Below are 22,287 nucleotides of genomic sequence, written 5' to 3'. Positions count from 1 at the left end.
TTTAGGACTCCGCTCCCGCAGCGCGGCGCTGCGCCTTGCCGAGCACGCTCACCAGGTAGCGCGCGGTGATGAAGACGATGATCCAGAGCAGCAGCATGTAGGTGCTGCCCCGGGAGTAGTCGAGATTGATGATCGAGTCCTCGAAGGCGCCGATCTGCAAGGTTCGGGTGGCCACGCCCGGACCGCCGGCGGTCAGCACGAAGATGTGGTCGAAGACCTTGAGGTTGTCCATGAACCGGAAGATCACGGCCACCAGGATGTAAGGCCACAGCATCGGCAGCATCAGCTTGCGGAACATGTAAAACCAACCGGCACCGTCGACCTCGGATGCTTCGAACGGCTCGCGTGGCAGCGACCGGATCCCGGCCAATACCAAGATCGCCACGAACGGGGTGAAGATCCAGACGTCGACGAGAATCACCGACCACAGTGCCGTGGTGCCTGACAGCCAGTCGAAGGTGTTGCCCAGGCCCAGAACGTGATTGAGGATGCCGAACTGGGGGTTGAACATCAGCTTCCACATCACGCCGGCGATCACCGGGGCGATCATCAGCGGCAGGATCAGCACCTTCTCGAAGATCTTGCCGATGATGCTCGACCGGTTGAGCAGCAGTGCCAGCCCGACGCCGAGGGCGGTCTCGACGGCGGTCGCCACGATCGCGAAGATCGCGGTGACCTTCACGCTCTGCCAGAACACCTCATCGCCGAGCACCGAGGCGAAGTTCTTGAACCACACGAAGTGCGGGTTGGGGTTGACCGCGGCGTAGTTGAGGAAGGCGTAATAGGCGCCGACCACAAACGGGTAGAGGATGCCGACGACGATCACCAGCGCCGGGATCGACAACAGGTAGGGCCGCAACTTGCGCCGCCAGATCGGAACTTCCGGCAGGGCAGCGCGCTTCGCGGTCGCCGGCTGTTCGGGGTCGGTGGTCGGCGCCTTGGGTGTCTGGGTGGTCATAGCCACGGCTCCTAGAGGTTGACCTTGGAGGTGTTGGTCTTGGCGAGACTGCGCAGCCGGGACGCGGCGTCGTCTCCGCCGTAGATGTCCTGCAACGCGACCGCCCAATTCTGGGTGGTGTCGAAGAACTTCTTCTGCGGGGTGAACTGGATCTTCGAGGACCCGATGACCGTCTCGAACGCCTCGAGGTAACCGAACTGATTGGCCGCCACCCGCTTGAACGTGGTGTCGAACACCGACTTTCGCACCGGGTCGGCGTAGGTGCCACCCTCTACTGCCTTGTTCATCGAGTCTTTGCCGGTGGCCCACTGGATGAACAACCAGGCCGGCAGCTTGTTGCGGGAGTTGGCGCTCATCGCCCAGCTCCACGTCCAGAGGTTGGTCTTGTAGTTGCCGTCCGGGCCGGCCGGGCCGGCGTACCAGCCGAGGTTGCCGGCTTCCTTGCTGGCACCCGGCTTGTTCTTGGGATAGGTGGCAGAGTCGGCGTCGAAGACCATCATGGCCTTGCCGTCGCCGAGGTCGCCGGTGGCGTTGGGATAGTCGTAGGTGGTCCACGATGTCGGACCGGCCTTGTGCTGCATCTCGATCCACTTCTTGGTGAAGTCGATCGCCTTGTCGGAGTCCATCTCGGCAACCAGCTCGGAACCGTTGAAGCTGTAGTCGACCGCGCCTTCGCGGCTGTATTGCGTCATGAAGCCGGGGTGGATGGTGGCCCATGACTTGGAGCCGCGGGTGGAGATGCCGTAGCGGTTGGCCGAGCGATCGGTGAGGTCGATCGCCAGCTGGATGAAGTTGTCGAGGCGGTCCGGCAGCTTAGTGATGCCATGCTGGTCGAAGTAGGCCTTGTTGTAGGCGACGACGTTGTTCTCGAAACCCCACGGGATGGCCCACTGCCCACCGGTTCCGAGCGGGTGGCCCAGCGTGAAGTCCCAGCGGGTCGAGGTGCGCAGGCCCTCGAAGATGTCCTCGAAGTCGTATTCGGCGCTGGTGGCCGAGGTGTTGTGCAGCCACGGGTTGAGGTCTTCGATCCACCCAGGTGGCCCGTATTGCCAGATGAAGTAGGCGCCCAGCATGAATGCGTCGTGTTTGCCGGAGCCGCCGGCAAGCTCGGTGTTGAGCTTGGTGAAGTAGTCGGCCTCGGGAACCAGGTCGACGTTCACGTTGATCCCGGTGAGTTCGGTGAACTCGCCCAGCAGCGGTTGGTAGGACTTCTGGTAAGGGTGCGGGGTCTGCAGGATGTTGATGGTCTGCCCGGCCGCCTTGCGCCAGTCGAAGCCGCCGGAAACCTCCGAGGCGCCGTTGGGCATGCTCGCCTTGCCGCCCACCCCGCAGGCACTCAGGATCGGCAGGCTCGCGGCCGCGGCGCCGGCCAGGCCCATGGCCGCCAGCATGTTGCGCCGCGACAGCTGCGGCCCGGTGAATTTGCCCTGTGCAGTCATGTTGAACGAATGTCCTTGCTCTCAGGCTGGAATCTCAGGCGGGAAGAAGCGAGACCTTCACGGACTCGGTGCCACTGGCCACCAGGTCGAGCCCCTTCTGGAAGTCGGTCAACGGCAACTGGTGGGTGCAGATCTTGTCCATCGGCAGAACGCCGGATTCGATCATCTTGATCGCGGCCGGCCAGCAGTACGGACCCAGGTGGGCTCCCAGGACGTCGAGTTCCTTGTCGTCGCTGATGATGCTCCAGTCGACGGTTACGTCACTGCCGAACACACCGTATTCGACGTAGCGACCCAGTTTGCGTAATGCGTTGAGTCCCTGCGGAACTGCGGATGGGTGGCCGGTGCCCTCGAGGTACACGTCGGCGCCGTAGCCGTCGGTGAGGTCACGGATGATCGCCACCGGGTCCTGCTCGGCGATGTTGATGGTGATGTCAGCGCCGCACGCCTTGGCCAGCTCGAGCTTGTCGGACGCCATGTCGAGCGCGATGACGTGCATGGGGTTCTTGGCCCGCGCACCGGCGACCATACCGAGTCCGATCGGGCCGCAGCCGGCGACCACCACGGTGTCCTCGAACAGGATCTGCGCCCGCTCGACGGCGTGCAGCGAGCACGACAGCGGCTCGGCGAACGCCGCATGGTGCGGCGGTACGTCAGCAGACACTTTGTGCACCAACGCTTCTGCGGGGTAGATCATGTAGCTTGCCATCGCACCGGGAGTGCGGCGCTTGAAGCCGTACAGATCGTGGGGCTGGCACATGTGGTACTGCCCGCGCTTGCAGAACCGGCATTGCCAGCACGGCACGATCTGCTCGGAGACCACCCGGTCTCCCACCGCGATGTTCCACCGGGTGGCCGCCTCGTCGTCGAGTTCGACGACCCGGCCGACAAACTCGTGGCCCGGGATGACCATCGTCTCTGCCCACGCCGGGCGGTTCTCGTCGCCCCAAAACTTGGCTGCGCCGTGGTAGCACTTCAGGTCGCTGGCGCAGATGCCGACGGCCTCGACCTTGATCAGCGCCTCCCCCGGCTTGCGCTGGGGTACCGCCACCTCCTCCAGTCGATAGTCGTGCGGTCCGTGGCAGACCACAGCCTGCATCTTCTCGGGAATCTGATCGGGCATCGGCAGGGCTCCTCTCGCGGGGTCGGCAGCTCAACGGGTTTGACGATGGCCTACCCCGGTGTGGCTCCAGTCACATTAACGCGCTGCCGCACATATGTCCAGAACGAATGTTCAGCAATTCTATGGCCCGGAACAAATGTTCAGTGCCATACTCGTTGGCATGCCGAGGCCAGCCCAGCGCAGCAGCCTGACCGGCGCCGAGGGCTCCGTGCCCGACGTCGAGACCGGGCATTTCCCGCCGTCTCTGCTGTACGCGGCCGCCAAGCTCTACTACACCGAGGACGCCACCCAGGCCGAGGTCGCCGCGCAGCTGGGCACCAGCCGCGCCACCGTGAGCCGGCTGCTCGCCGAAGCCAAGCGGCAGGGCATCGTGCGCATCGAGGTGGTGCCCCCCGATCAGGCCAGGACCGGTGACCTGGCCGACCGGCTGGCCCGCGCCTTGAACCTGGCCAAGGTGTACCTGAGTCTGCCGTTGCCCAACCCAGGCCCGGGCCGCACCGTCATCGACGTCATGGGCGGCACCCTGGCTCCCGCCGTCGGACAGGCGCTGGCCGCGGCCGAGCTACTGCCCGGCGATGTGCTGCTGGTGTCGTCGGGGCGCACGGTCTACGAAGTCGCCCAGTTCGAGCTCACCGCGCTGCCCGGCGTCGTCGTCGCCCCCACCGTGGGAGGCAACGACCAGCCCGAGGAGTGGTACCAGACCAACGAGATCACCCGCCTGGTCGCCAACCGGATCACCGGGCGGGCCAGCTACCTGTTCGCCCCGGCGTTGCCCGGTCCGGACCTGTACCCCTCGCTGCTGCGCGATCCGAGCATCCAGCGAGTGCTGCACCTGTGGCCTCGTGCGCGGTGCGCGCTGATGGGAATCGGCGCCCCGCCCCTGATGCGTTCGGACATACCGCAATTCGTGCCGACCGGCTCCGATTCACTGCGCGCCGCGGTCGGTGACGTGTGTTCGCGGTTCTACGATCGCACCGGTGCGCCGGTTGCCTTCGATGGCAGCGACCGGCTCATCGCCGTGGAACTCGAAGCGCTGCGCCACATTCCGGTCACCATTGCGGTAGCCGTCGGTACTGACAAGCTCGAATCCATCATCGGCGGCGCGCGCGGCGGCTATTTCAACCAGCTCGTCACCGACCCCGCCACTGCGGCCGCGCTTCTCGATTGCCCCAGTCTGCAGAAACCAACCGAGGAAGTTCCGTGACCGCGAGCACTCAACCCGAACAGACCGCCACCCTGCGCCTGGACGGCAGACGCGCACTGATCACCGGCGCCACCAAGGGTATCGGCGCCGACATCGCCGCAACCTTCGCCGCCGCGGGTGCGACCCTGGTCCTTTCCGGCCGGGATCACTCCGAGTTAGAGTCCGCACGAACGACATTGGCGGCCGAGTTCGGCGTCAACGTCGACGTCGCACCGGTCGATCTAGCGGACCCGCAGGGCCCCGCCGAGTTGGCCGAGCGGGCGACCGCGGCCTTCGGCGGGCTGGACATCCTGGTCAACAACGCCGGGATCTCCTACCCCGAAGCCGTGGCCGATACCGACCCGCAGCATTTCGACCAGACCATCGCGGTGAACCTGCGCGCACCGGCACTGCTGGCCGCGGCGATCGGCGCCGACATGGTGCGCAGGCAGATCGCGGGCTCGATCATCACCGTCGCCTCCGCTGCGGCACTGGCTCCACTGCCGGAGCACTACGCCTACTGCGCGTCCAAGGCCGGGCTGGTGATGGCCACCAAGGTGCTCGCGCGCGAGCTCGGTGCGCACGGCATCCGGGCCAACTCGGTCTGCCCGACGGTGGTGCTCACCGAGATGGGTCAGCGGGTGTGGGGCGATCAGGCCAAAGCGGCACCGATACTGGCCCGGATTCCCTTGGGTCGCTTCGCTGTTCCACGTGAGGTGTCCGAGGCTGTGCTGTGGCTGGCCTCGGATGCCTCCGCGATGATCTCCGGTGCCGACATCCCCGTCGACGGCGGCTACACGATGGGCTGAGCGGGCCCCTCCGCCGCGGCAAGCCGGTGCACCACCTCGCGGGTGCTCGGATACAGCTCTCGCCAGGTGGCGTAGAGCTCGTTGTAGAGGGCCACATTGGCGGGGTCGGGCTGGATCTCGCGGGTGATGCGGGCCCAGTCGGTGTCCGGCGCGACGAGCCCGACCCCGATTGCGGCCAGCAGCGCGTCCCCGTAGCTGGCGCCGATCGCCTGTTCGGGGACAAGCTGCGGACGCCCTGTCACGTCACTGAGCGTCTGCGCCCAGATCGGGCTTTGCAGCCCACCGCCGACGGCGACGGTGCGGGTGGCGCAGTGCGCGTCGTCGAAGCGTTCCAGGATCTGCCGGATGCCAAACGAAATCCCTTCGTAGGCAGCGCGAAAAAGGTGTCCGCGGCCGTGGCGCAAGGTCAAGCCGGCCAGCACACCACGCGCCTGAGGGTCGAACACCGGCGTGCGCTCGCCGGCCAGATACGGCAACACCTGCAAACCTTCGCTCCCCGGCGGCACGACCTCGGCCTCGGCCATCAATGTGTCGAAAGGCGCACCGCCGGTGATGGTCTGCAACCAGCTCATCAGGCTGCCCGCCGTCGACGTGCCGGCCGCCAGCGCCAGGGTCCCGCGTTCGATACCGGCTGTCGTCCACAGCGCGGGGTCGCTGTGGTAGTCGTCGATGACCTGAACCAGGAACATCGTCGAGCCATACATCAGCATCTGGTCACCGGGGTGGCGCACCCCCACCGAAAACGCCTCGGAGTAGGCGTCGACCGTACCGGCCACCACCGCGGTGCCGACCGGAACGCCGGTGGCCGCCGCGGCTTCGGCGTGCACCCGACCGACCACGTCGGCGGGCCACACCAGCCTGGGCAACGGGAGGTCCCCGCAGATGCGGGCCGCCCAGTCTTCGTTCCAGCCGAACTCGCGAGTGGCATAGAGCGGATCGCACTGGCTGGCGGTGTGGTGGTCGAGCACATACTCGCCGGTGAGCTTGGCGGCGATGTAGGAGTTGGAGCCGTACCAGCCGCGCGCCGCGGCGAAGACGTCGGGCTCGTGGCGCCGCACCCATTCGATCTTCGGGCCGACGGCCTGGCTCGTCAGCAGCGTCCCAGCCCGCTCCATAATGGCGTCCTGCCCGAATTCCTCGGTGAGGGAGACGATTTCCGCGCTGGCACGGGTGTCGACACCGTAGAGGATGGCCGGCCGCAGCGGTCGTAGCGCGGCGTCGCACAGCACCAGACAGGGGCCCACACCGCTGACGCACATCGCGGCCAGTCGGCCGCCGCGGGGCACTTTGGCCATCAGCGCGGTGGAGATCTGGCACACCTCGGCCCACCACATCGTCTCGGCGTCGACCTCCGCCCAGCCGGGCCGCGGCAGATGTATCGAATGGGCAATGGTCTCGGCGGCCAGCACGGCGCCTGCGGAGTCGACGAGAACCCCCTTGGTGCTCCCGGTTCCCATGTCGATGCCGAGCAACACGTCCACGACCGCAACCCTACGCGGGCGGGCCTTCTCTGACGGGTTACCGTTCAGATCAGACAACAGCCGTAGGCAGATGAGGGGACGCCCGATGGACCTGTCGTGGTCGCCGCAGGATCAACAGTTCCGAGACGAGGTGCGGGCATTCCTCGATGAGAAGCTCACCGCGGATCTGAGGCAGGCGGGCCGGCTGATGACGAGCGTGTATGCCGAGCACGAGGCGAGCATGGCGTGGCAGGCGATCCTGCACGAACGGGGCTGGGCCGCCCCGGCATGGCCGGTCGAATACGGCGGCTGCGACTGGACCCTGACCCAGCACTACATCTTCAGCCGGGAATCGACGCTGGCCGGGGCCCCCGCGCTGTCACCGATGGGTATCTCGATGGTCGCGCACGCCATCATCGCCTACGGCACGGCCGAGCAGAAGGACTACTTCCTGCCCCGCATCCTCACCGGTGAGCTGTTCTTCTGCCAGGGCTACTCCGAGCCCGAATCCGGCTCGGACCTGGCCTCGCTGTCGATGTCGGCCGTCGACGACGGAGACGACCTGATCTGCACGGGCAGCAAGATCTGGACCACCCACGCCGGCGAGGCCGACTGGATCTTCGCGCTGGTCCGCACCTCGCGCTCGGCGAAGAAACAACAAGGCATCACGTTCGTACTGATCGACATGAGCGCACCGGGCATCGAGGTCCGGCCGCTGGTGATGACCTCCGGCGAGCAGGTACAGAACCAGATCTTCTTCGACGCGGTCCGGGTGCCCAAGTCGAATGTGATCGGTCAGATCGACGACGGCTGGACCGTGGCCAAGTACCTGCTGGAGTTCGAACGCGGCGGCGGCGCGACGGCGCCGGGGCTGCAGGCGATGACCCGCGCGATCGCCGAGGCGGCCACCGAGCAGCCCGCGCCCGGCGGAGGCCGGCTGATCGACGACCCGGCCTTCGCCGACAAACTGGCCGACGTCGGGATCCGCGCCGAGGTCCTGGAGATCCTCGAATTCCGGGTTCTGACAACAGTTGCCGAAGGCGGCCACCCGGGCGCGGCGTCGTCCATGCTGAAAGTTCTTTCCACCGAACTGTCACAGGCGATCACCGAACTGGCGATGGAGGCGGCCGGTCCGCACCGGCGCGCGTACCAGCCGCACGCCACCAGGCCCGGCGGTCCGATCGCCGACTTCGAGCCGCCGGCTGACGGTTACGTCAGCGGGCAGCCGTGGCAGGCGGTGGCACCGCTGCGCTACTTCAACGACCGGGCCGGCTCGATCTACGCCGGCAGCAACGAGATTCAGCGCAACATCCTGGCCAAGGCGACCCTGGGACTGTAATGGACTTCAATCTGAGCAAGGAACAACAGCTGCTGCGCGACGGGCTGGGCCGCTTCCTGGCCGCCCGGTACGACCTGCACCAAAGCCGCGCCGCGGCCAAGCTCGGCGCCGGTTGGCGGCCCGAAATCTGGCGGAGCTTCGCCGAGGAACTCGGCATCCTGGGTGCCGCCCTGCCCGAATCGGTGGGCGGAATCGGTGGCGGCCCCGTCGAACTCATGGTCATCGCCGAGGAACTCGGCAGAGCCCTCGTGGTCGAGCCCTTCGTCGAGACGGTGGTACTGGCGGCGGGTCTGCTGCACCGGGCGGGCACGCCACAGGCCACAGCGCTGCTGGAGCGCATCGTCGAGGGCAGCGCCGTCGTCGCCGTGGCAGCCCCCGGTTCCGACGGCGTGGTGTCGGTGACAGCCGCCCGCGACGGCGCAGGCTGGATCATCAACGGCACCACGGCCGTCGTCATCGCTGCACCACTGGCCACGCATCTGCTCATCGCGGTCCGCGCTGAGCAGGACGGCGGCGACGCAATCTCGTTGTTCTGGACCGAGTTCGACGCGGCCGCGCCACCGCCGGGAGTGCGGGTGCACAGCTACCGGACCATCGACGACCGGCGCGCCGCCGACCTGACGTTCGACGGTCTGCGACTCTCCGCTGACGCACTGCTGGACGACGACGCGACCGCATCGTTGGCCCAAGCGCGCGACGAAGGCGCCGCCGCGGTGTGCGCCGAGGCGGTCGGAGCGATGCGCAAGGTGCTGGCCGACACCGTCGATTACTGCAAGCAGCGTCAGCAGTTCGGTCAGCCGATCGGTACCTTCCAGGTGCTGCAGCACCGGATGGTGGACATGTACATGGAGCTGGAACAGGCGGTCTCGGCGGTGTATCTGGCCGTGCTGAACCTACCGGCCGAGCCGCACGTGCGGGCGCGAGCCGTCTCCGCCGCCAAGGCGACGGTCGGGCGGGCCGCCCGATTCGTCGGCCAGAACGCCGTCCAGCTCCACGGCGGCATGGGGATGACCGAGGAACTGGCGATCGGCCACTACTTCAAACGGCTCACCGCGGTGCAGTACGAGTTCGGTTCCACCGACTTCCACCGCACCCGGTATGCGAAACTGGTTCGCCCCTAAGCGTTTCGGGCGGCCAGCCGGGCCCGCTCCCGCATCGAGGCGATCACGCCGCCGTCGTTGAGGATGTCGGTTCCGGTCAGGTAACCGGCACGTTCGCCGGCGCAGAAGGCGAACAGCTCGGCCATCTCCTCGGCCGTGCCCCACCGGGGCACGGCGGCGTTGGCGACCATGGCGCCCGCACCGGCATCCGCCTCGAGCAATCCCATCTCGGTGTCCACCGACCCGGGCGACACCGAGACGATGCGCAACCCGCGGCCGTTGAACCGCTCGGCCTGAGAGCTGCTGTACCACCGGACGAATGTCTTGCTCACGCCATAGGCCAGCCCGGAGCGCATCTCCTCACCGGCGATGTCGCAGGCCGCGAGCAGCTCGGCGAGAAACCGTTGCTCGTCGCTGAATGCCAGGTCGAAGCTGTCGGTCGGAACCAGCTCCTCGGGCAGCATGTGCGACGCCATCGACGCCACGTTCACGATCGCCGCGCCCTCGCCCGCCGAGGCGAAGAACGCCTCGTTGACGCGCAGTGTGCCTACGGCATTGGTCGTCATGACATGTTCGGCGCTGCCCATGCTGGGGCTCACCCCGGCGGTGTGGATGACGGAGACGATCGGGCCCAGCGCGGCCGCGGTGGCGAAGAGCTGTACCACCGCGTCGGCGTCAGTCACATCGCAATCGACGACCGTGGCGATGATGCCCGCCTCGGCCAGCGTGGTCGCAACTGCCGCGAGCCGGTCGGCCCGCACGTCAGCGAGCACCACCGCGTGGTCGCGCCCCACAATTTTTGCCGTGGCCAACCCCATGCCACCCGCGCCACCTGTGATCACCGACACCCGCGTCATGGCGTGGACGATATACAGCGCGGCCACGTCCCCGATCGGCGGTCGTCAGAAAGTCGTCACCGGCCGCGGCCTGACATCGCCGACCGCGGCGACTTCACTGGAGTCATGCTGAACAGGATTGTGAGCGCGGTGACCCAGGTCGCGGAGGCCGGCGGCAGCATTGTCGGAATCCGCGCGGGTACCGAAGAGCCCTCCTTCACCGTCGAACGCGAATTCGACGGTGTCCAGATCCGCCGCTACGGTGCGCGAATCGCCGCGGAGACCACCGTCTCCTCCGACGAGGAATCGGCGCGCAGCCACGGATTCCGGCGGTTGGCGCGCTACATCTTCGGCGGCAATTCCGCCAAGGACAAGATCGCGATGACCGCTCCGGTGGCCCAGAAGCAGAGCGAGAAGATCGCGATGACTGCGCCGGTGGCCACGCAGCGCGCTGCCGGCGGGGAATGGGTCATCCGGTTCTTCATGCCGTCGAAGTACACCCTGGACACTCTCCCCAGCCCGGACGACTCCCAGGTACGGCTGGTCACGGTGCCACCGGAGACCGTGGCGGTGCTGCGCTTCAACGGAACCATCGGCCCTGATGCCGTCGCCGCACGCACCCGCCAGCTGCTCGAGACCCTGGACCGGCACGGCATCGGCGCCGTCGGTGAGCCGCTGGCCTGGTTCTACGACCCGCCGTGGACGTTGCCCTTCCTGCGCCGCAACGAAGTTCTGGTGGGCGTCAGCGGCCATACGTGATCGGCTCACCTATAGGCAACAACCCGACTGACGGACATCTGAGCCCGCACTTCGCGGATGGGCAAGCTCACTACGACCTGTCCGACGACTTCTTCCGGCTGTTCCCCGATCCATCGCAGACCGACAGTTGCGACTAGTTCGAGCGCGACCACATGACGCCGGAACAGTCGCAGCTGGCCAAGATCGATCTGGCGCTGGGGAAACTGGGACTTCAGCCAGGGATGACGCTGCTCGACGTCAGGTGCGGCTGCGTGCTCGGTGCCGCCGACAGGCCGTCAGCGGTGGTGCTGGACATGGTGCGACAGACCGTCCTGGAGTCGACGGTATTGCACATCCTGGTCGACCTCGACCTTGAACTCTCCGGGAGCGGAGTCCGGCTGCCGCCCTGCCCGAACGCGTCCACCGCACCGTCGAGCGCACGCAGTGGTGGAACGACATCGAAGCCGACGGGCGCTACCAGCCGGATCTGGATGCCGCGCTGGAGGCGGTCAGCCGGCACTGAGTCACGAAGTGGCGGGGTCCGCGGCGACGATCGCCGCCGCATCGCCGACCGGCGGCGCGAGGGCTGTGGGGGCCGAGGAACCAACCGGTCCGGTGGGACCGGTTGGCATCCCCGCCGGCGGGACGTTGGTATCGAGTGGGCGCTGCGCCAGCAGCAGCAACGCGTCGCTGCCGGAGACATCCTGGGTGCGGATGGCGTGCAGCAGATCGCGCAGATAATTCAGCCGGCCCTGAGGCGGCGTGTCGGTGGTGCCGGGCGGCAGGTTCTCCGGACTCGATAGGTGCGGTACCGCCGCCGGCGGGGCGGACGGGTCCGCAGCGGTCATCTGCATGCTGCCGTCCGCAGGCACCGCGGTCGGCGCCACCGGATCCACCGGGGCAACCGGGTCGGCGAGCGCCACCGGGGCGCCCAGTAATGCCGCCGCGATACCCAGCCCGCCGAGTCCCAGGCAGCAGCGGGCCATCACGGTGCCGGCCCGAGCGGATGTCTTCGTCGTGATCTTCACCGTCGTGTCCTCCGCAGGTAGGGGTGAGTCGGCGTTCGCGGTCTGGCGGAGACGCCCTACACCGGTGTTGTCCGCACGCCGGCCTCGTTTGTTACATCCGTCACTCGAGCCACCCCAGCCCCAGGGCGATCGCGACTGCGGTGGGTGCACCGGCAAATGGGTTGAAACCCGGCTTCTCACGGTGTAGAAATCTGTTGCCCGCAGAACCTTGGGATCGCGACGGGTTCTGCCTTCGTAGTGCTCTTCGGCGTCTCCGCACATGCGGCGGTTGTTTCGGAATGACGGCAGCGAGTTGTGCGGGCGAGAGGCGTCCATGGTTCCTGAGCAAGACCCGGCATCAGCGGATGCCGATGGCGAAACCCCCACCACCGATGCGGCAGACTCGCGTTCCGACCAGGTCGGATGGTTTCGCTTCTATTTCGACGACGACCGCTGGGAATGGTCCCCGCAGGTCGAGGTGATGCACGGATACCAGCCCGGAACGGTCACCCCCACAACCGAGCTGGTCCTGTCCCACAAGCACCCCGACGACTACGAACTGGTCGCGACGACGCTGCGCCAGGTCCGGCGGCGTCACCAGGCCTTCAGCACCCGGCACCGGATCGTCGACACGGCCGGCCGGATCCATCACGTGCTCGTCGTGGCCGACACGCTGCGGGACGGCGCGGGCGAGGTCATCGGCACACACGGCTTCTACATCGACGTCACTCCGGCCGAAGACCAGCAGGAGAAACGGTTGAGCGCGGTGATCGCCGAGATCGCCGCGAGCCGGGCGGCTATCGAACAGGCCAAAGGCATGTTGATGGTGATCTACGGAATCGACGCCGACGCGGCGTTCGACCTGCTGCGCTGGCGCTCCCAGGAGGCCAACATCAAGCTGCGGCTGCTGGCCGGACAGCTCATCGACGACTTCGTCGGCCTCGCCCAGTCTGAATCCGGCCCGCCACGGTCGGCTTTCGACAACCTGCTTCTGACGGCGAATATGCGCGTCACCAACCCGCCCGAGCGGCAGACCCACTGAACGTCGCGGCCACCTCTATGCTGCCGTGATGCTGGACAAGCTGCGCGCCAGGCCATTGGTGTGGTTCTTCGGCCTGGCCCATGCGATCGAAGAGTCCGGGTGGCGGGGGTTCCCTCTGCCCCGTATGCAGGATCGGTTCGCTCCGTCGCGGGCCACCCTGCTGCTCAGCCGGGACAATGCAGGAATGGCCCCGCTGTCCCGACTGCTGGCCGCGACTTCCCTCCTCGCGCTGATCGCGGCCCCGGTCGCCGGCGCGGCACCAAACGACGCCGTACCGCCGGTCAGCCCGCAGGCGGCCGCGGCCGGTTTCGTCGACGTACGCAGCGTGGTTCCCGACGCGATCATCGACCTGCGGTACGCCACCGCGGACAATTTCGTCGGCGTGCCGCTGTATCCCGCCGATGCCCGCTGCCTGGTGCACGAGTCGATGGCGCCGGGCCTGGCCCAGGCTGCCGCGACACTTCGCGCCGCGGGTGACGTCCTGGTGTTCTGGGACTGCTACCGGCCCCACGATGTCCAGGTCAGGATGTTCGAGGCGGTGCCCAACCCCGCCTGGGTGGCCAAGCCGGGCCCATACGCCCGCAGTCATGAGGCAGGCCGCTCGGTCGACGTCACCCTCGCCGAGAACGGCCGGCTGGTCGACATGGGCACCGGCTTCGACGACTTCTCCGCACGGGCCCAGGCCTACGCCACCGACGGGGTCAGCGCCGAGGCGCAGGCCAACCGGGCCCGGTTGCGCACTGCGATGGCCGGTGGCGGTCTGGCCGTCTACTCCGGGGAGTGGTGGCACTTCGACGGACCCGGCGCCGGTGTCCAGCGGCCGGTGCTCGACGTGCCCGTCGACTGATCGAGCGAGCCCGTCGGCGTCAATTGCCGCTCACGCAACTTAAAGCCGCGGTATTCCGTTCTGCCGCCGGCTGATTGAGCTTCCGGCCATCCGTGGTCTCACTGCAGGGTTCGATGTACCGAACCGACACGGTGATCGCCACCCTCCGGGGCTGGAAGACCGAATGGCTCACCCAGATGGGGTTTACCGTCGCCGATTCGATCGACGCCTTTCGCCGTCCTGACGACGACCGCGCCTACATCCCCCTGGGCCAGCTCGGGGCGGCGCTGCGCGACGTCGACGCCTTGCTGTGGCGGACCTAAAGCGACGCCGAAGTGGCTGCGCTGCAAGCGCTTCCCGCTATCGCCACATTCGGGCGCCGAAACGTCTTCACCACCAAGGAATTGGCCGGCGCGATCGCGTTCACCTCACCGCTGTCCCTGCCGCTGGTGGCCGACCAGCTACCCGCGCTGCTGGCCCCGGCGCTCGGCTGACCCAGAGCCTGCTGCGCACGTCATCAGCTCTTGTTCTCCTGGACCATCCGCAGCGCGGTGTCGTACAGCGCCTGGCCGTGGACGGCGAAGAGGGCCAGCAGGTCGATGCTGTCGCCGCCGATCTCCTTGGCGATGAACAGTCCGTCCGCGCCTGCGATGGCGTAGGTCGCCAGCTGGCGAACTTGGTCGCCGGTCAGGCCGGGCACGATGTCGGGAATGCTGTCGACGAGCGCGTCGAGCGCCTGCTTGCGAACCTGCACGAACATTGCCCGGGCACGGGGCTCTACCGGCCGGTGCTCCAGCGCCAGCATCAGCCCGAGGCGCAGGAAATCCGGCGAGTCCATGAAGGACTTGGCGCTGCCCACGGCGATCTCCATGAGTCGGTCACGCCCCACCAGGTCGTCGGGTAGCTGCCACACACTGAGCCAGTGGGTGAAACTGCGCTCGATCACCGCCGCGATCAGGTCGTCCTTGTCCTTGAAGTGCCAGTAGATAGAGCTGGCCGGCAGCCCGCATTTGGCACTCACCGCACCGATGCTGGTGCCCTCGTAGCCGCGCTCCGCGGCGATCTCGGTGGCCGCGTCGAGAATGCGGTTGCGGGACTGTTCGCCATCCGCCCGCCGCTGCCGGCGCTTGGGTTGGTCGTTGTCGGCCATGTCACCCCACCCCTTGACTCTGTAGTGATCACTACACTACCGTAGCGATCACTACATAACAAGTCCCGGTCGACGAGGACCGGAGGACGAATGCGAGAAGCCATGAGCTCAACCCATGACGCCTACGACGTCGCGATCGTCGGATACGGCCCGGTGGGCGCCACCGCCGCCAACCTCCTCGGGCAGATGGGCCTGCGGGTCGTGGTCATCGAGCGCGACCCGGACATCTACTTCCGGGCTCGCGCCATCTCCACCGACGAAGAGGTCCTGCGGATCTGGCAGCAGGTGGGACTGGCCGACCGGCTCAACGCCGACATGCAGCCCGGGGCCGGCGCCAACTTCGTCGGCCCCGACGGTGTCTCCATCATCCGGTTACTTCCGATCGACCGGGGTAACGGACACCCGCCACAGCAGTTCATCTATCAGCCGGCCGTGGACAGGGTGCTGCGCGAAGGTGTCGACCGCTTTGCGAACGTGTCGATCCTGCTCGAGCACGAATGCCTGCGACTGATCCAGCATCCCGACTGCGTCGAACTGATGCTCGCCAACCTGACCAACGACGAGTTCAAACGGATTCGCGCCACCTACGTGCTCGCCGCAGACGGCGGCTCTAGCACGATTCGCGGACAACTCGGTATCGGGTTCAGCGGCCGCACCTTCTCGGAACGCTGGATCGTCATCGACACCAAGGTCATCAAGGAATGGCCCGGTCATGATCGGCTGCGCTTCCACTGCAACCCCGCCCGGCCGACGGTCGACTGCCCGACCCCGCTGGGCCACCATCGTTGGGAGTTCCCGATGCGCGACGAGGAAGACGACAAGGATCTGCTCACCGACGAGGCCATCTGGAAAGTCCTCAGCGATCAGGGCATCACGAAGGACGACGTCAGCATCATCGGGTTCGCCTGCTACAGCCACCATGTCCGGTTCGCCGAACGCTGGCGGGTCGGCCGGGTCTTTCTGGCCGGTGACGCGGCACACGCGATGCCGCCATGGATCGGCCAGGGCATGTGCGCCGGAGTACGTGACGTCGCCAACCTGTGCTGGAAGCTGCAGGCCGTCATGTCGGGATCGCTCCCCGAGTCGGTTTTGGACACCTATCAGGCCGAGCGGCTTCCACACGTCAAGGAGGTCACGGACCGAGCCGTGAAGGTCGGCAGCATCATCGTCGATCGCAATCCCCTGCGCGCCAGGGTGCGTCGGCACTTCTTCCGTGCTGCCAACAAACTGCCGGGCTTCAGCGCATGGCTGCGCAACCATCGGTGGCTACCGCCCGCCCGGTACCGATCGGGACTACTGGTGCACGGAAACCCCGCGGCCGGGTGGCTGATCCCGCAGCCGTGGGTCATCGACGAGGACGGCCACCGGGTGCGGTTCGACGATGTCGTCGGCGGCACGTGGGCGGTGTTGCACACCGGCGCCGACAGGGCTTCGCAGGCGTGGCGTTCGGCCGGAGTGCCGGTCATCGCCATCGCTGCGCCCGGCAGCGCTCCCGGCGCCGGCCGGATCGTCGACTGTGACGGCACACTGACGCGCTGGCTGGCGGACAAGAGGACATCGGTCATCGCGCTACGCCCAGACGGATTCGTCTACGCCGGCGCCGGGGACAACCAACCGCTGCCAGCACCCCCGGCCGGATTCACCGCGCCTGCCAACCGAGTCAAGGATCACGCATGACCACCACCGAACTGACCGAACATGTCGTCACCGTCGGCGGCAAGCCCATCTTCGTCGCTGAAAAGGGTTCCGGCCCAGCGGTCGTCATGTTGCACGGCGGTGGTCCGGGGGCATCCGGGGTGTCGAACTACGGGCGCAACATCGACGCCCTGGCCCAGACCCACCGCGTCATCGTCCCCGACATGCCCGGCTACGGACGATCGGCCAAGCATGTCGAGCACAGCGATCCATTCGGCTACCTGGCCGACGCGATCCGGGGTCTGCTCGACGAATTGAGCATTGACAATGCACATCTCGTCGGCAACTCCTATGGCGGGGCAGCCGCGCTGCGTCTGGCGTTGGACACTCCGCACCGGGTCGGCAAGCTCGTCCTGATGGGACCGGGCGGAATCGGAACCACCCGGGGCCTGCCGACCGACGGGTTGAAGAGCCTGCTGTCCTACTACGGCGGTGACGGACCGAGCCGGGAGAAGTTGGCGACGTTCATCCGCACCTACCTGGTCTACGACGGCGCGGCAGTGCCCGACGAGTTGATCGACCTGCGCTACCAGGCCTCGCTCGACCCCGAAGTGGTGACCAACCCACCGCTGCAACGTCCCTCGGGGCTGCGCACCCTGTGGCGGATGGACCTGACCCGCGACCGGCGCCTGCGGCACCTGCCCAATCCCACGCTGGTCCTGTGGGGCCGCGATGACAAGGTGAACCGGCCGTCTGGCGGCCCGCTGCTGGTGAACCTCATGCCCAACGCCGAACTTGTGATGACCTCTCATACCGGTCACTGGATGCAGTGGGAGCGGGCCGAGTTGTTCAACGAGATGGTCGCCGAATTCCTCTCCCCCGCATCACGCATGGCGATCTCATGACCGACGTGTTCGGTAAGGTCCATCTCGGCTATCTGGTCATCGAGACACTGAAGTTCGACGACTGGCGGCGGTTCGGGCGCGATGCCATCGGGATGCATCTCGACGAGACGCTGCGCGATGTGCTGCGATTCCGCCTCGACGACAACGCCTGCCGTTTCCTGCTCAAGCGCGGCCCGGCCGAGGACGTTACGGCGTTGGGCTGGGAACTTGACGACCACACCACTTTCGACGTCATCGAGGCACGTATCCGTAGCCATGGCGTTCCGGTCGTCGCGGGATCGCCGGAAGAGTCGCAGTCGCGTGGTGTGGAAAGATTCGTCCGCTTCCCCGGGCCCAATGGACTGAGCCAGGAGATCTACGTCAACCCCCGCCGGGGCTCCGAGCCGCTGCGGCTGGGCGCTGCGGGCGGGTTCGTCACCGGCGCCGACGGTATGGGCCACGTCGCCATCGCGACCAAGAAGCCGCACCAGATGCGCGGCTACTACAGCACGGTGTTCGATGCCCGGCTGTCGGACTACATCGACGAAACGATCAGCGGGCTGAAGTTCAAGATCCGCTTCCTGCGCGTCAACGAACGCCACCACTCCGTCGCCATCGCCGCGGTCAACCGATTGCCGCTCAACCCTATTCGAACCAGGATTCAGCACTGCAACGTTCAGGTCGCCGAGCTCGGCGACATGACCGCCGCCTATCAGCGGGTCAAGTCGCTGGGTTTCGAGATGGCACTGTCGGTCGGCCAGCACACCAACGACAAAGAGCTGTCGTTCTACGCCGCGACCCCGTCCGGGTTCGAGTGGGAACTGGGCTGGAATCCGATCGTGGTCGATGAGAGAACCTGGGAGCCCACGACGCACCAGGGCATCAGCATCTGGGGGCACACCCCGGAAGGACAGACGATCGTCGATAGTCTCGAGCGGTTCAAGACCGGGGCACAATCGGTCCTGCGGCACGAGGACCCCGTGCCGGCACTGGCCGGCGCCGGCATCGCCGACGACTAACCGCCACAATCCATCAAATTCGCAACTGAAGAAGTGAGGAAACAACGATGGCGAGTGAGCCGGCCCAACACGGGACACGCGGTCCCTCACCGCGCGGACTTCTCGCGCTGGCCGCCCGCCGACGAACTGGCGGGGCGGCGGCTGCCCGGCAGGGACTTCAGCGGTGCGCTTTCCGACCCGACCAAAGCCGGCGTACACACCGTTCGGGACAGTGTGCTGTTCACCGACAGCGGCCTGGCGACCAATGACAGCGACGCTGCCAGCGCCAAACTCGGAGCCGTCATCGCATCCGAGATCGGCGTGGACGACGGCCGGGAGATGCCACAATTCCAGGACACCGATTGGCAGATCGACCGCATGGACCTGTGACCGCCCCCATCCTGCGCCAGCCACATCCGTGCGGCTTGTATCGCCGACGTTCGAAGGATTCCGACATGTCCCGCATCGACACTCACGCTCACGCTATCCCGCCCGACTACCGCGCCACGTTGCGGAAAGCCGGTGTCGACGAGGCGGGCGGACGGGCGCTGCCGGACTGGAGCCCCGAGTTGGCACTGACGGCGATGGCCGAGCTGGACGTATCCACCGCGATCCTGTCGGTGTCGGCTCCCGGAACGACGGTTCTGACCGGAGCCACCGACGCATCGGCGCTGGCGCGCGATGTCAACGACTACCTGGCGTCGATCGTCGCCGCTCATCCCGACAGATTCGGGTTCTTCGCCACCGCGCCCATGCCGCACCTCCGAGCGTCCGTCACCGAAGTGGTGCGCTCGCTGGACGAACTAAGAGCTGACGGAGTCATCCTGCTGGCCAACAGCGCCGGTGTGTATCTCGGCCAGGACGGGCAGGACGAGTTGTTCGCCGCACTGGATGAGCGGTCGGCAGTGGTATTCATCCATCCGGCCGACCTGCCCGGCCCCACTGTGCCGGGCATCCCGCCGTTCGCCACCGACTTCCTGCTCGACACCACGCGAGCGGCTTACCTGCTGGTGCGCAACGGTATTCGTCGCCGATATCCGAACATCACGTTCATCCTCAGTCACGGCGGCGGTTTCGTTCCCTATGCCTCGCACCGGATGGCGGTGTCGATCATGGGTGATACCGGCGCCAGCCCCGCCGACAGCCTCGACGACTTCGCAAGTTTCCACTTCGACACCGCCCTGTCGTCCAGTGCGGCCGCGTTGCCGACTCTTCTGGCGTTCGCCAAGCCGGGTCACGTCACGTTCGGCTCCGACTTCCCGTTCGCCCCGCTCGCGGCAGGCAAGCTGTTCGCCGCGGGCCTGGAGAACTACCCCGGGCTGGACCCCGCCACGCGGGCGGCTGTCGACCGGGACAATGCGCTGCGGCTGTTCCCCCGGCTGGGCCCGACGACTCCCGTGGCGCCGCCGGCACTACCGGATCGGATACGGCATGCCGTGAGCCGGCGGGCGATGCGCGCGGTTGCTCGGCTGATCAGTACCACCTGACCTCAGACGCGCGGATCCTTGACGAACGTCCGAAAGATGTCGGCAGGGATCGCGTTGCCGGTGAACAGATCATGGATGAGGCTGACGCTGGGCCGCGGGGTGCGCTCCAGGGTGACCGGATCGTAGGAGTAGAGCCCGTATTTCGGGTCGTAGCCCAGCACCCATTCCAGGTTGTCGGTCAGTGACCATGCGGTGTAGCCGCGGATGTCCATGCCGTCGGCAATCGCCTTGTTGATCACCGCAAGGTGGCGCACCACATAGGAGGAACGCTGGCTGTCGTCGGCGTCGGCCAGGCCGTTCTCGGTGACCCACAACGGAATTCCGTAGGAGTCGGCGATGTCGAGCACCTCGCGCAAGCCGGCGGGGTTGATGATCTGCGCGGTGTCGCTGCATTCGGTGGCAGGGCATCCCCCGGCGACCACGTTGAGCAGCGGCGAGAACTCGGGATAGCCCTGGACGACCGGCAGCGCCGAGGAGCCCAGGACGCCTCGGTAGCCGGCGACGATGCCCTGGCTGTAGTAGTTGACCCCGAAGAAGTCCGCCTTTCCGACCAGTTCGGGGTGAATTTCGTCGGGGGTGATCACGCCGTCGAAGTTGGCGTCGATCTCACCGCGAATGACCGCGTCCGGGAACCACCGGTTGTAGAAGTCGCTGAACGCGGCGGCGGCCTTCTGATCGGCAGGGTTGGTCGGGTCTCCGCCACGCCAGGAGTACATGTTCAGCGCGAAGCCGACATCGGCGCCGGGGTCGATCTGGTGGATGAGGTCGTAGGACGCCGAGTAGGCGGCGGCCTGGTTGCGCAGGCCCTTGGCGACGAGGTCCGGGCGCTGCAGGGCCGGTGGGAAGTTGGTGGCGAACGGGATGGCGTAGTACGAGGTCAGCATGGAGTTGACCGGCTCGTTGAGCACCACCCAGGTGTCGACCTCGGGGCCGAATTTCCATGCCAGATAGGCGGAGTACTTCTCGAACTCGGTCACCGTGGAGTCGGAGACCCAGCCGCCGCCGCTGCTCGGCGTCAGACCGAAGATCTCCTGGAGGCGGGCCTTGGCGGGGTTGTGGATCCACAGTGGCAGCGTGAAGTGATTGATGGTCACCATCGGTGCCAGCCCGGCGGCGTTCATGGCGGTCAGCTCGTCCTGGTAGTGGGCCACCGCGTCCTGGTTGGCCAGGGCGTCGAGCTGGCTGAGTACGTTGTTGTCGATTCCGTTGGAGATATCCACCGAGGCAGTCGAATTCGGGAAGATGCGGCTCCACTCGATACCCATGCGGAAGGTGTCTGCGCCGACGGCGCTGCGGGCCAGCCCGATGTCCACCGGGTACTGGGTGTATTCGCCGGGACCGTTCTCGGGTACCGCGCCCTTCCAGCCCAGCAGCAGCCGGTTGACCGGGTCGTGCGTCCACTGCCACCAGTCGGAGTGGACGTCCAGCGTTGCACCGCCGCCCATTTCGGACTGGAACCCCGCTGTCGACACACCCCAGTGGAATCCCTCCGGGAAGGTCAGCGCCGTCGTCGTGCCCGAGCCGTCGAAGGTCAGCGTGACCGTCGCGGTGGTCATGCCTCGCGGCAGGTAGTCCGAGAGCAGGGAGCCGACGAGTGGGATGCTGCGCACGAAGTCGACCGGGGCCTGCAGCACCCCGGGCAGGCCGTGGATGTGGAAGGAGGTGTCGTCGCTGACCGCCACGGTGAACGCGTCGCTACCCCCGTAGGAGCCGAAGTCGACGACCGGGGTGTAGGTGAAGACCCCGGTGTGCCGGTCGATCGTGACCCGTCCCAGGGTGGGTGATGCCACCACGGTGTAGACCAACCGGTCGCCGTCGGCGTCGGTGGCGCCCAGCGTCCCGGTCACGACACCCTCGGCGGTCTGGTCGGTGATCGTCGGGTTGGTAGTCGGGTACTTGTTGACGAACGTCCGCTGGAGTTCGCGCCGGGCCCCTTCCAACAGGGTCAGCACCGTCGTCGCGCTCGGCGGCCGCAGCGGGCCACGGGTGCGCACGGAAGTCTGCGCACGCACGCTGCCGGTCACCGTCGCACTCGTGGTCGTGGCGCGCGATGCGACCTGACGTTTAGCCGCGCGGGCGGACTGGCCGCGGGCAGCCTTGGCCGACCCCGACGACGAAGCGGTGCCTGACGGGGACGAGCCGGTGTCCGCGGCGGCCGGCGCCGCCGAACTCGTTGCCACGGCGACGCCGATGCCGAGGGCGACGGCCAGCGCACCCACCCGTCCGATGCCGGCCGCTGCTCGTGGTGTCATGCCAGGTCCCCCCGCTCCGTT

Annotated in this window: 23 protein-coding genes and 1 pseudogene; 15 read left to right on the top strand and 9 right to left on the bottom strand. The window is 67.1% G+C overall.

The features are described 5' to 3' along the window. Position 1 precedes the first annotated feature (1 nt). The 3 genes from ACXDF8_RS22230 to eltD are packed head-to-tail and all read right to left on the bottom strand — an operon-like array spanning position 2 to position 3,520. Positions 2-958 (bottom strand): carbohydrate ABC transporter permease, encoded by a 957-nt coding sequence (locus ACXDF8_RS22230; protein WP_457225442.1) that lies wholly within the window; start codon positions 956-958, stop codon positions 2-4. An 11-nt stretch (positions 959-969) separates the two neighbouring features. Further along, positions 970-2,397, bottom strand: coding sequence for an extracellular solute-binding protein (locus ACXDF8_RS22225; protein WP_457225441.1), 1,428 nt, complete (start codon positions 2,395-2,397; stop codon positions 970-972). Between the two features lie 34 nt (positions 2,398-2,431). Then, positions 2,432-3,520: an erythritol/L-threitol dehyrogenase gene (gene eltD, locus ACXDF8_RS22220; RefSeq protein ID WP_457225440.1), complete on the bottom strand. Its 1,089-nt coding sequence runs from the start codon at positions 3,518-3,520 to the stop codon at positions 2,432-2,434. Between the two features lie 160 nt (positions 3,521-3,680). On the opposite strand from eltD, the gene ACXDF8_RS22215 reads away from it, so the two are divergent. Beyond that, positions 3,681-4,724, top strand: a complete 1,044-nt coding sequence (locus ACXDF8_RS22215) for a sugar-binding transcriptional regulator (protein WP_457225439.1) — start codon at positions 3,681-3,683, stop codon at positions 4,722-4,724. After that, positions 4,721-5,512 carry an SDR family NAD(P)-dependent oxidoreductase gene (locus tag ACXDF8_RS22210; RefSeq protein ID WP_457225438.1) on the top strand — a complete coding sequence of 264 codons (792 nt, stop codon included), beginning with the start codon at positions 4,721-4,723 and terminating at the stop codon, positions 5,510-5,512. Before ACXDF8_RS22215 ends, ACXDF8_RS22210 begins: the two co-directional genes overlap by 4 nt. Here ACXDF8_RS22210 and ACXDF8_RS22205 read toward each other — a convergent pair. Continuing rightward, positions 5,497-6,993 (bottom strand): FGGY-family carbohydrate kinase, encoded by a 1,497-nt coding sequence (locus ACXDF8_RS22205; protein WP_457225437.1) that lies wholly within the window; start codon positions 6,991-6,993, stop codon positions 5,497-5,499. The genes ACXDF8_RS22210 and ACXDF8_RS22205 overlap by 16 nt on opposite strands. Before the next feature lie 85 nt (positions 6,994-7,078). Between ACXDF8_RS22205 and ACXDF8_RS22200 the strand changes: the two genes are divergently transcribed. Together ACXDF8_RS22200 and ACXDF8_RS22195 are read left to right on the top strand one after the other, a co-directional pair. Beyond that, a complete protein-coding gene (locus tag ACXDF8_RS22200; RefSeq protein ID WP_457225495.1) occupies positions 7,079-8,311 on the top strand; it encodes an acyl-CoA dehydrogenase family protein in 1,233 nt (410 codons plus the stop codon). Further along, positions 8,311-9,432, top strand: a complete 1,122-nt coding sequence (locus ACXDF8_RS22195) for an acyl-CoA dehydrogenase family protein (RefSeq protein WP_457225436.1) — start codon at positions 8,311-8,313, stop codon at positions 9,430-9,432. The genes ACXDF8_RS22200 and ACXDF8_RS22195 overlap by 1 nt, the downstream gene beginning before the upstream one ends. Here ACXDF8_RS22195 and ACXDF8_RS22190 read toward each other — a convergent pair. Then, on the bottom strand, positions 9,429-10,268 hold the full coding sequence (locus ACXDF8_RS22190) for an SDR family oxidoreductase (RefSeq protein WP_457225435.1): 840 nt from the start codon (positions 10,266-10,268) through the stop codon (positions 9,429-9,431). The genes ACXDF8_RS22195 and ACXDF8_RS22190 overlap by 4 nt on opposite strands. Before the next feature lie 105 nt (positions 10,269-10,373). Here ACXDF8_RS22190 and ACXDF8_RS22185 point away from each other — a divergent pair, with 105 nt between their 5' ends. Both ACXDF8_RS22185 and ACXDF8_RS22180 read left to right on the top strand, forming a co-directional pair. Next, entirely contained in the window at positions 10,374-11,006 is a 633-nt protein-coding gene (locus ACXDF8_RS22185) for an SOUL family heme-binding protein (protein ID WP_457225434.1), read from the top strand. Positions 11,007-11,044: 38 nt separating this feature from the next. Further along, positions 11,045-11,254: pseudogene (locus ACXDF8_RS22180) on the top strand (class I SAM-dependent methyltransferase); the annotation flags it as partial. Here the strand turns inward: ACXDF8_RS22180 and ACXDF8_RS22175 are convergent. Together ACXDF8_RS22175 and ACXDF8_RS22170 are read right to left on the bottom strand one after the other, a co-directional pair. Then, positions 11,218-11,505, bottom strand: coding sequence for a hypothetical protein (locus tag ACXDF8_RS22175; protein WP_457225498.1), 288 nt, complete (start codon positions 11,503-11,505; stop codon positions 11,218-11,220). The pseudogene ACXDF8_RS22180 and the gene ACXDF8_RS22175 sit on opposite strands and share 37 nt — an antisense overlap. 4 nt (positions 11,506-11,509) lie before the next feature. Next, the gene (locus ACXDF8_RS22170; RefSeq protein ID WP_457225433.1) at positions 11,510-12,013 is read right to left on the bottom strand and encodes a dopamine receptor D4; all 504 of its coding nucleotides are present in this window, start codon (positions 12,011-12,013) and stop codon (positions 11,510-11,512) included. 313 nt (positions 12,014-12,326) lie between these two features. Here ACXDF8_RS22170 and ACXDF8_RS22165 point away from each other — a divergent pair, with 313 nt between their 5' ends. The 4 genes from ACXDF8_RS22165 (at position 12,327) to ACXDF8_RS22150 (ending at position 14,354) form a co-directional block, all read left to right on the top strand. Next, a complete protein-coding gene (locus ACXDF8_RS22165; protein ID WP_457225432.1) occupies positions 12,327-13,034 on the top strand; it encodes a PAS and ANTAR domain-containing protein in 708 nt (235 codons plus the stop codon). A gap of 184 nt (positions 13,035-13,218) precedes the next feature. Beyond that, on the top strand, positions 13,219-13,881 hold the full coding sequence (locus ACXDF8_RS22160; protein ID WP_457225494.1) for a M15 family metallopeptidase: 663 nt from the start codon (positions 13,219-13,221) through the stop codon (positions 13,879-13,881). Between the two features lie 113 nt (positions 13,882-13,994). Then, positions 13,995-14,183, top strand: coding sequence for a hypothetical protein (locus ACXDF8_RS22155; RefSeq protein WP_457225431.1), 189 nt, complete (start codon positions 13,995-13,997; stop codon positions 14,181-14,183). 12 nt (positions 14,184-14,195) lie between these two features. After that, positions 14,196-14,354: a hypothetical protein gene (locus tag ACXDF8_RS22150; RefSeq protein WP_457225430.1), complete on the top strand. Its 159-nt coding sequence runs from the start codon at positions 14,196-14,198 to the stop codon at positions 14,352-14,354. 23 nt (positions 14,355-14,377) lie between these two features. Here the strand turns inward: ACXDF8_RS22150 and ACXDF8_RS22145 are convergent, their stop codons facing one another. Then, entirely contained in the window at positions 14,378-15,010 is a 633-nt protein-coding gene (locus ACXDF8_RS22145) for a TetR/AcrR family transcriptional regulator (protein ID WP_457225429.1), read from the bottom strand. A gap of 102 nt (positions 15,011-15,112) precedes the next feature. Here ACXDF8_RS22145 and ACXDF8_RS22140 point away from each other — a divergent pair, with 102 nt between their 5' ends. From ACXDF8_RS22140 to ACXDF8_RS22120, 5 genes are all read left to right on the top strand, one after another. Further along, positions 15,113-16,687: a bifunctional 3-(3-hydroxy-phenyl)propionate/3-hydroxycinnamic acid hydroxylase gene (locus ACXDF8_RS22140; RefSeq protein WP_457225428.1), complete on the top strand. Its 1,575-nt coding sequence runs from the start codon at positions 15,113-15,115 to the stop codon at positions 16,685-16,687. Beyond that, the gene (locus tag ACXDF8_RS22135) at positions 16,684-17,550 is read left to right on the top strand and encodes an alpha/beta fold hydrolase (protein WP_457225427.1); all 867 of its coding nucleotides are present in this window, start codon (positions 16,684-16,686) and stop codon (positions 17,548-17,550) included. The genes ACXDF8_RS22140 and ACXDF8_RS22135 overlap by 4 nt, the downstream gene beginning before the upstream one ends. Beyond that, a complete protein-coding gene (locus tag ACXDF8_RS22130; RefSeq protein WP_457225426.1) occupies positions 17,547-18,548 on the top strand; it encodes a VOC family protein in 1,002 nt (333 codons plus the stop codon). The genes ACXDF8_RS22135 and ACXDF8_RS22130 overlap by 4 nt, the downstream gene beginning before the upstream one ends. Positions 18,549-18,602: 54 nt before the next feature. Then, positions 18,603-18,917 (top strand): hypothetical protein, encoded by a 315-nt coding sequence (locus ACXDF8_RS22125; protein WP_457225425.1) that lies wholly within the window; start codon positions 18,603-18,605, stop codon positions 18,915-18,917. A 65-nt stretch (positions 18,918-18,982) separates the two neighbouring features. Continuing rightward, a complete protein-coding gene (locus ACXDF8_RS22120; RefSeq protein WP_457225424.1) occupies positions 18,983-20,014 on the top strand; it encodes an amidohydrolase family protein in 1,032 nt (343 codons plus the stop codon). Positions 20,015-20,016: 2 nt separating this feature from the next. On the opposite strand, the gene ACXDF8_RS22115 is transcribed toward ACXDF8_RS22120, so the two are convergent. After that, positions 20,017-22,266, bottom strand: coding sequence for a family 1 glycosylhydrolase (locus ACXDF8_RS22115; protein WP_457225423.1), 2,250 nt, complete (start codon positions 22,264-22,266; stop codon positions 20,017-20,019). Between the last annotated feature and the right edge of the window lie 21 nt (positions 22,267-22,287).

It is taken from the genome of Mycolicibacterium sp. CBM1 (assembly GCF_054073305.1).
This window is presented reverse-complemented; position numbering and strand designations above follow the sequence as displayed.

Excerpts from the sequence above, each read along its gene's own strand:
- ACXDF8_RS22230 (WP_457225442.1), bottom strand. The coding sequence starts at position 958 with ATGACCACCCAGACACCCAAGGCGCCGACCACCGACCCCGAACAGCCG.
- ACXDF8_RS22225 (WP_457225441.1), bottom strand. The coding sequence starts at position 2,397 with ATGACTGCACAGGGCAAATTCACCGGGCCGCAGCTGTCGCGGCGCAAC.
- eltD (WP_457225440.1), bottom strand. The coding sequence starts at position 3,520 with ATGCCCGATCAGATTCCCGAGAAGATGCAGGCTGTGGTCTGCCACGGA.
- ACXDF8_RS22215 (WP_457225439.1), top strand. The coding sequence starts at position 3,681 with ATGCCGAGGCCAGCCCAGCGCAGCAGCCTGACCGGCGCCGAGGGCTCC.
- ACXDF8_RS22200 (WP_457225495.1), top strand. The coding sequence starts at position 7,079 with ATGGACCTGTCGTGGTCGCCGCAGGATCAACAGTTCCGAGACGAGGTG.
- ACXDF8_RS22195 (WP_457225436.1), top strand. The coding sequence starts at position 8,311 with ATGGACTTCAATCTGAGCAAGGAACAACAGCTGCTGCGCGACGGGCTG.
- ACXDF8_RS22190 (WP_457225435.1), bottom strand. The coding sequence starts at position 10,268 with ATGACGCGGGTGTCGGTGATCACAGGTGGCGCGGGTGGCATGGGGTTG.
- ACXDF8_RS22185 (WP_457225434.1), top strand. The coding sequence starts at position 10,374 with ATGCTGAACAGGATTGTGAGCGCGGTGACCCAGGTCGCGGAGGCCGGC.
- ACXDF8_RS22165 (WP_457225432.1), top strand. The coding sequence starts at position 12,327 with ATGGTTCCTGAGCAAGACCCGGCATCAGCGGATGCCGATGGCGAAACC.
- ACXDF8_RS22160 (WP_457225494.1), top strand. The coding sequence starts at position 13,219 with ATGGCCCCGCTGTCCCGACTGCTGGCCGCGACTTCCCTCCTCGCGCTG.
- ACXDF8_RS22155 (WP_457225431.1), top strand. The coding sequence starts at position 13,995 with ATGTACCGAACCGACACGGTGATCGCCACCCTCCGGGGCTGGAAGACC.
- ACXDF8_RS22145 (WP_457225429.1), bottom strand. The coding sequence starts at position 15,010 with ATGGCCGACAACGACCAACCCAAGCGCCGGCAGCGGCGGGCGGATGGC.
- ACXDF8_RS22140 (WP_457225428.1), top strand. The coding sequence starts at position 15,113 with ATGAGCTCAACCCATGACGCCTACGACGTCGCGATCGTCGGATACGGC.
- ACXDF8_RS22135 (WP_457225427.1), top strand. The coding sequence starts at position 16,684 with ATGACCACCACCGAACTGACCGAACATGTCGTCACCGTCGGCGGCAAG.
- ACXDF8_RS22130 (WP_457225426.1), top strand. The coding sequence starts at position 17,547 with ATGACCGACGTGTTCGGTAAGGTCCATCTCGGCTATCTGGTCATCGAG.
- ACXDF8_RS22120 (WP_457225424.1), top strand. The coding sequence starts at position 18,983 with ATGTCCCGCATCGACACTCACGCTCACGCTATCCCGCCCGACTACCGC.
- ACXDF8_RS22115 (WP_457225423.1), bottom strand. The coding sequence starts at position 22,266 with ATGACACCACGAGCAGCGGCCGGCATCGGACGGGTGGGTGCGCTGGCC.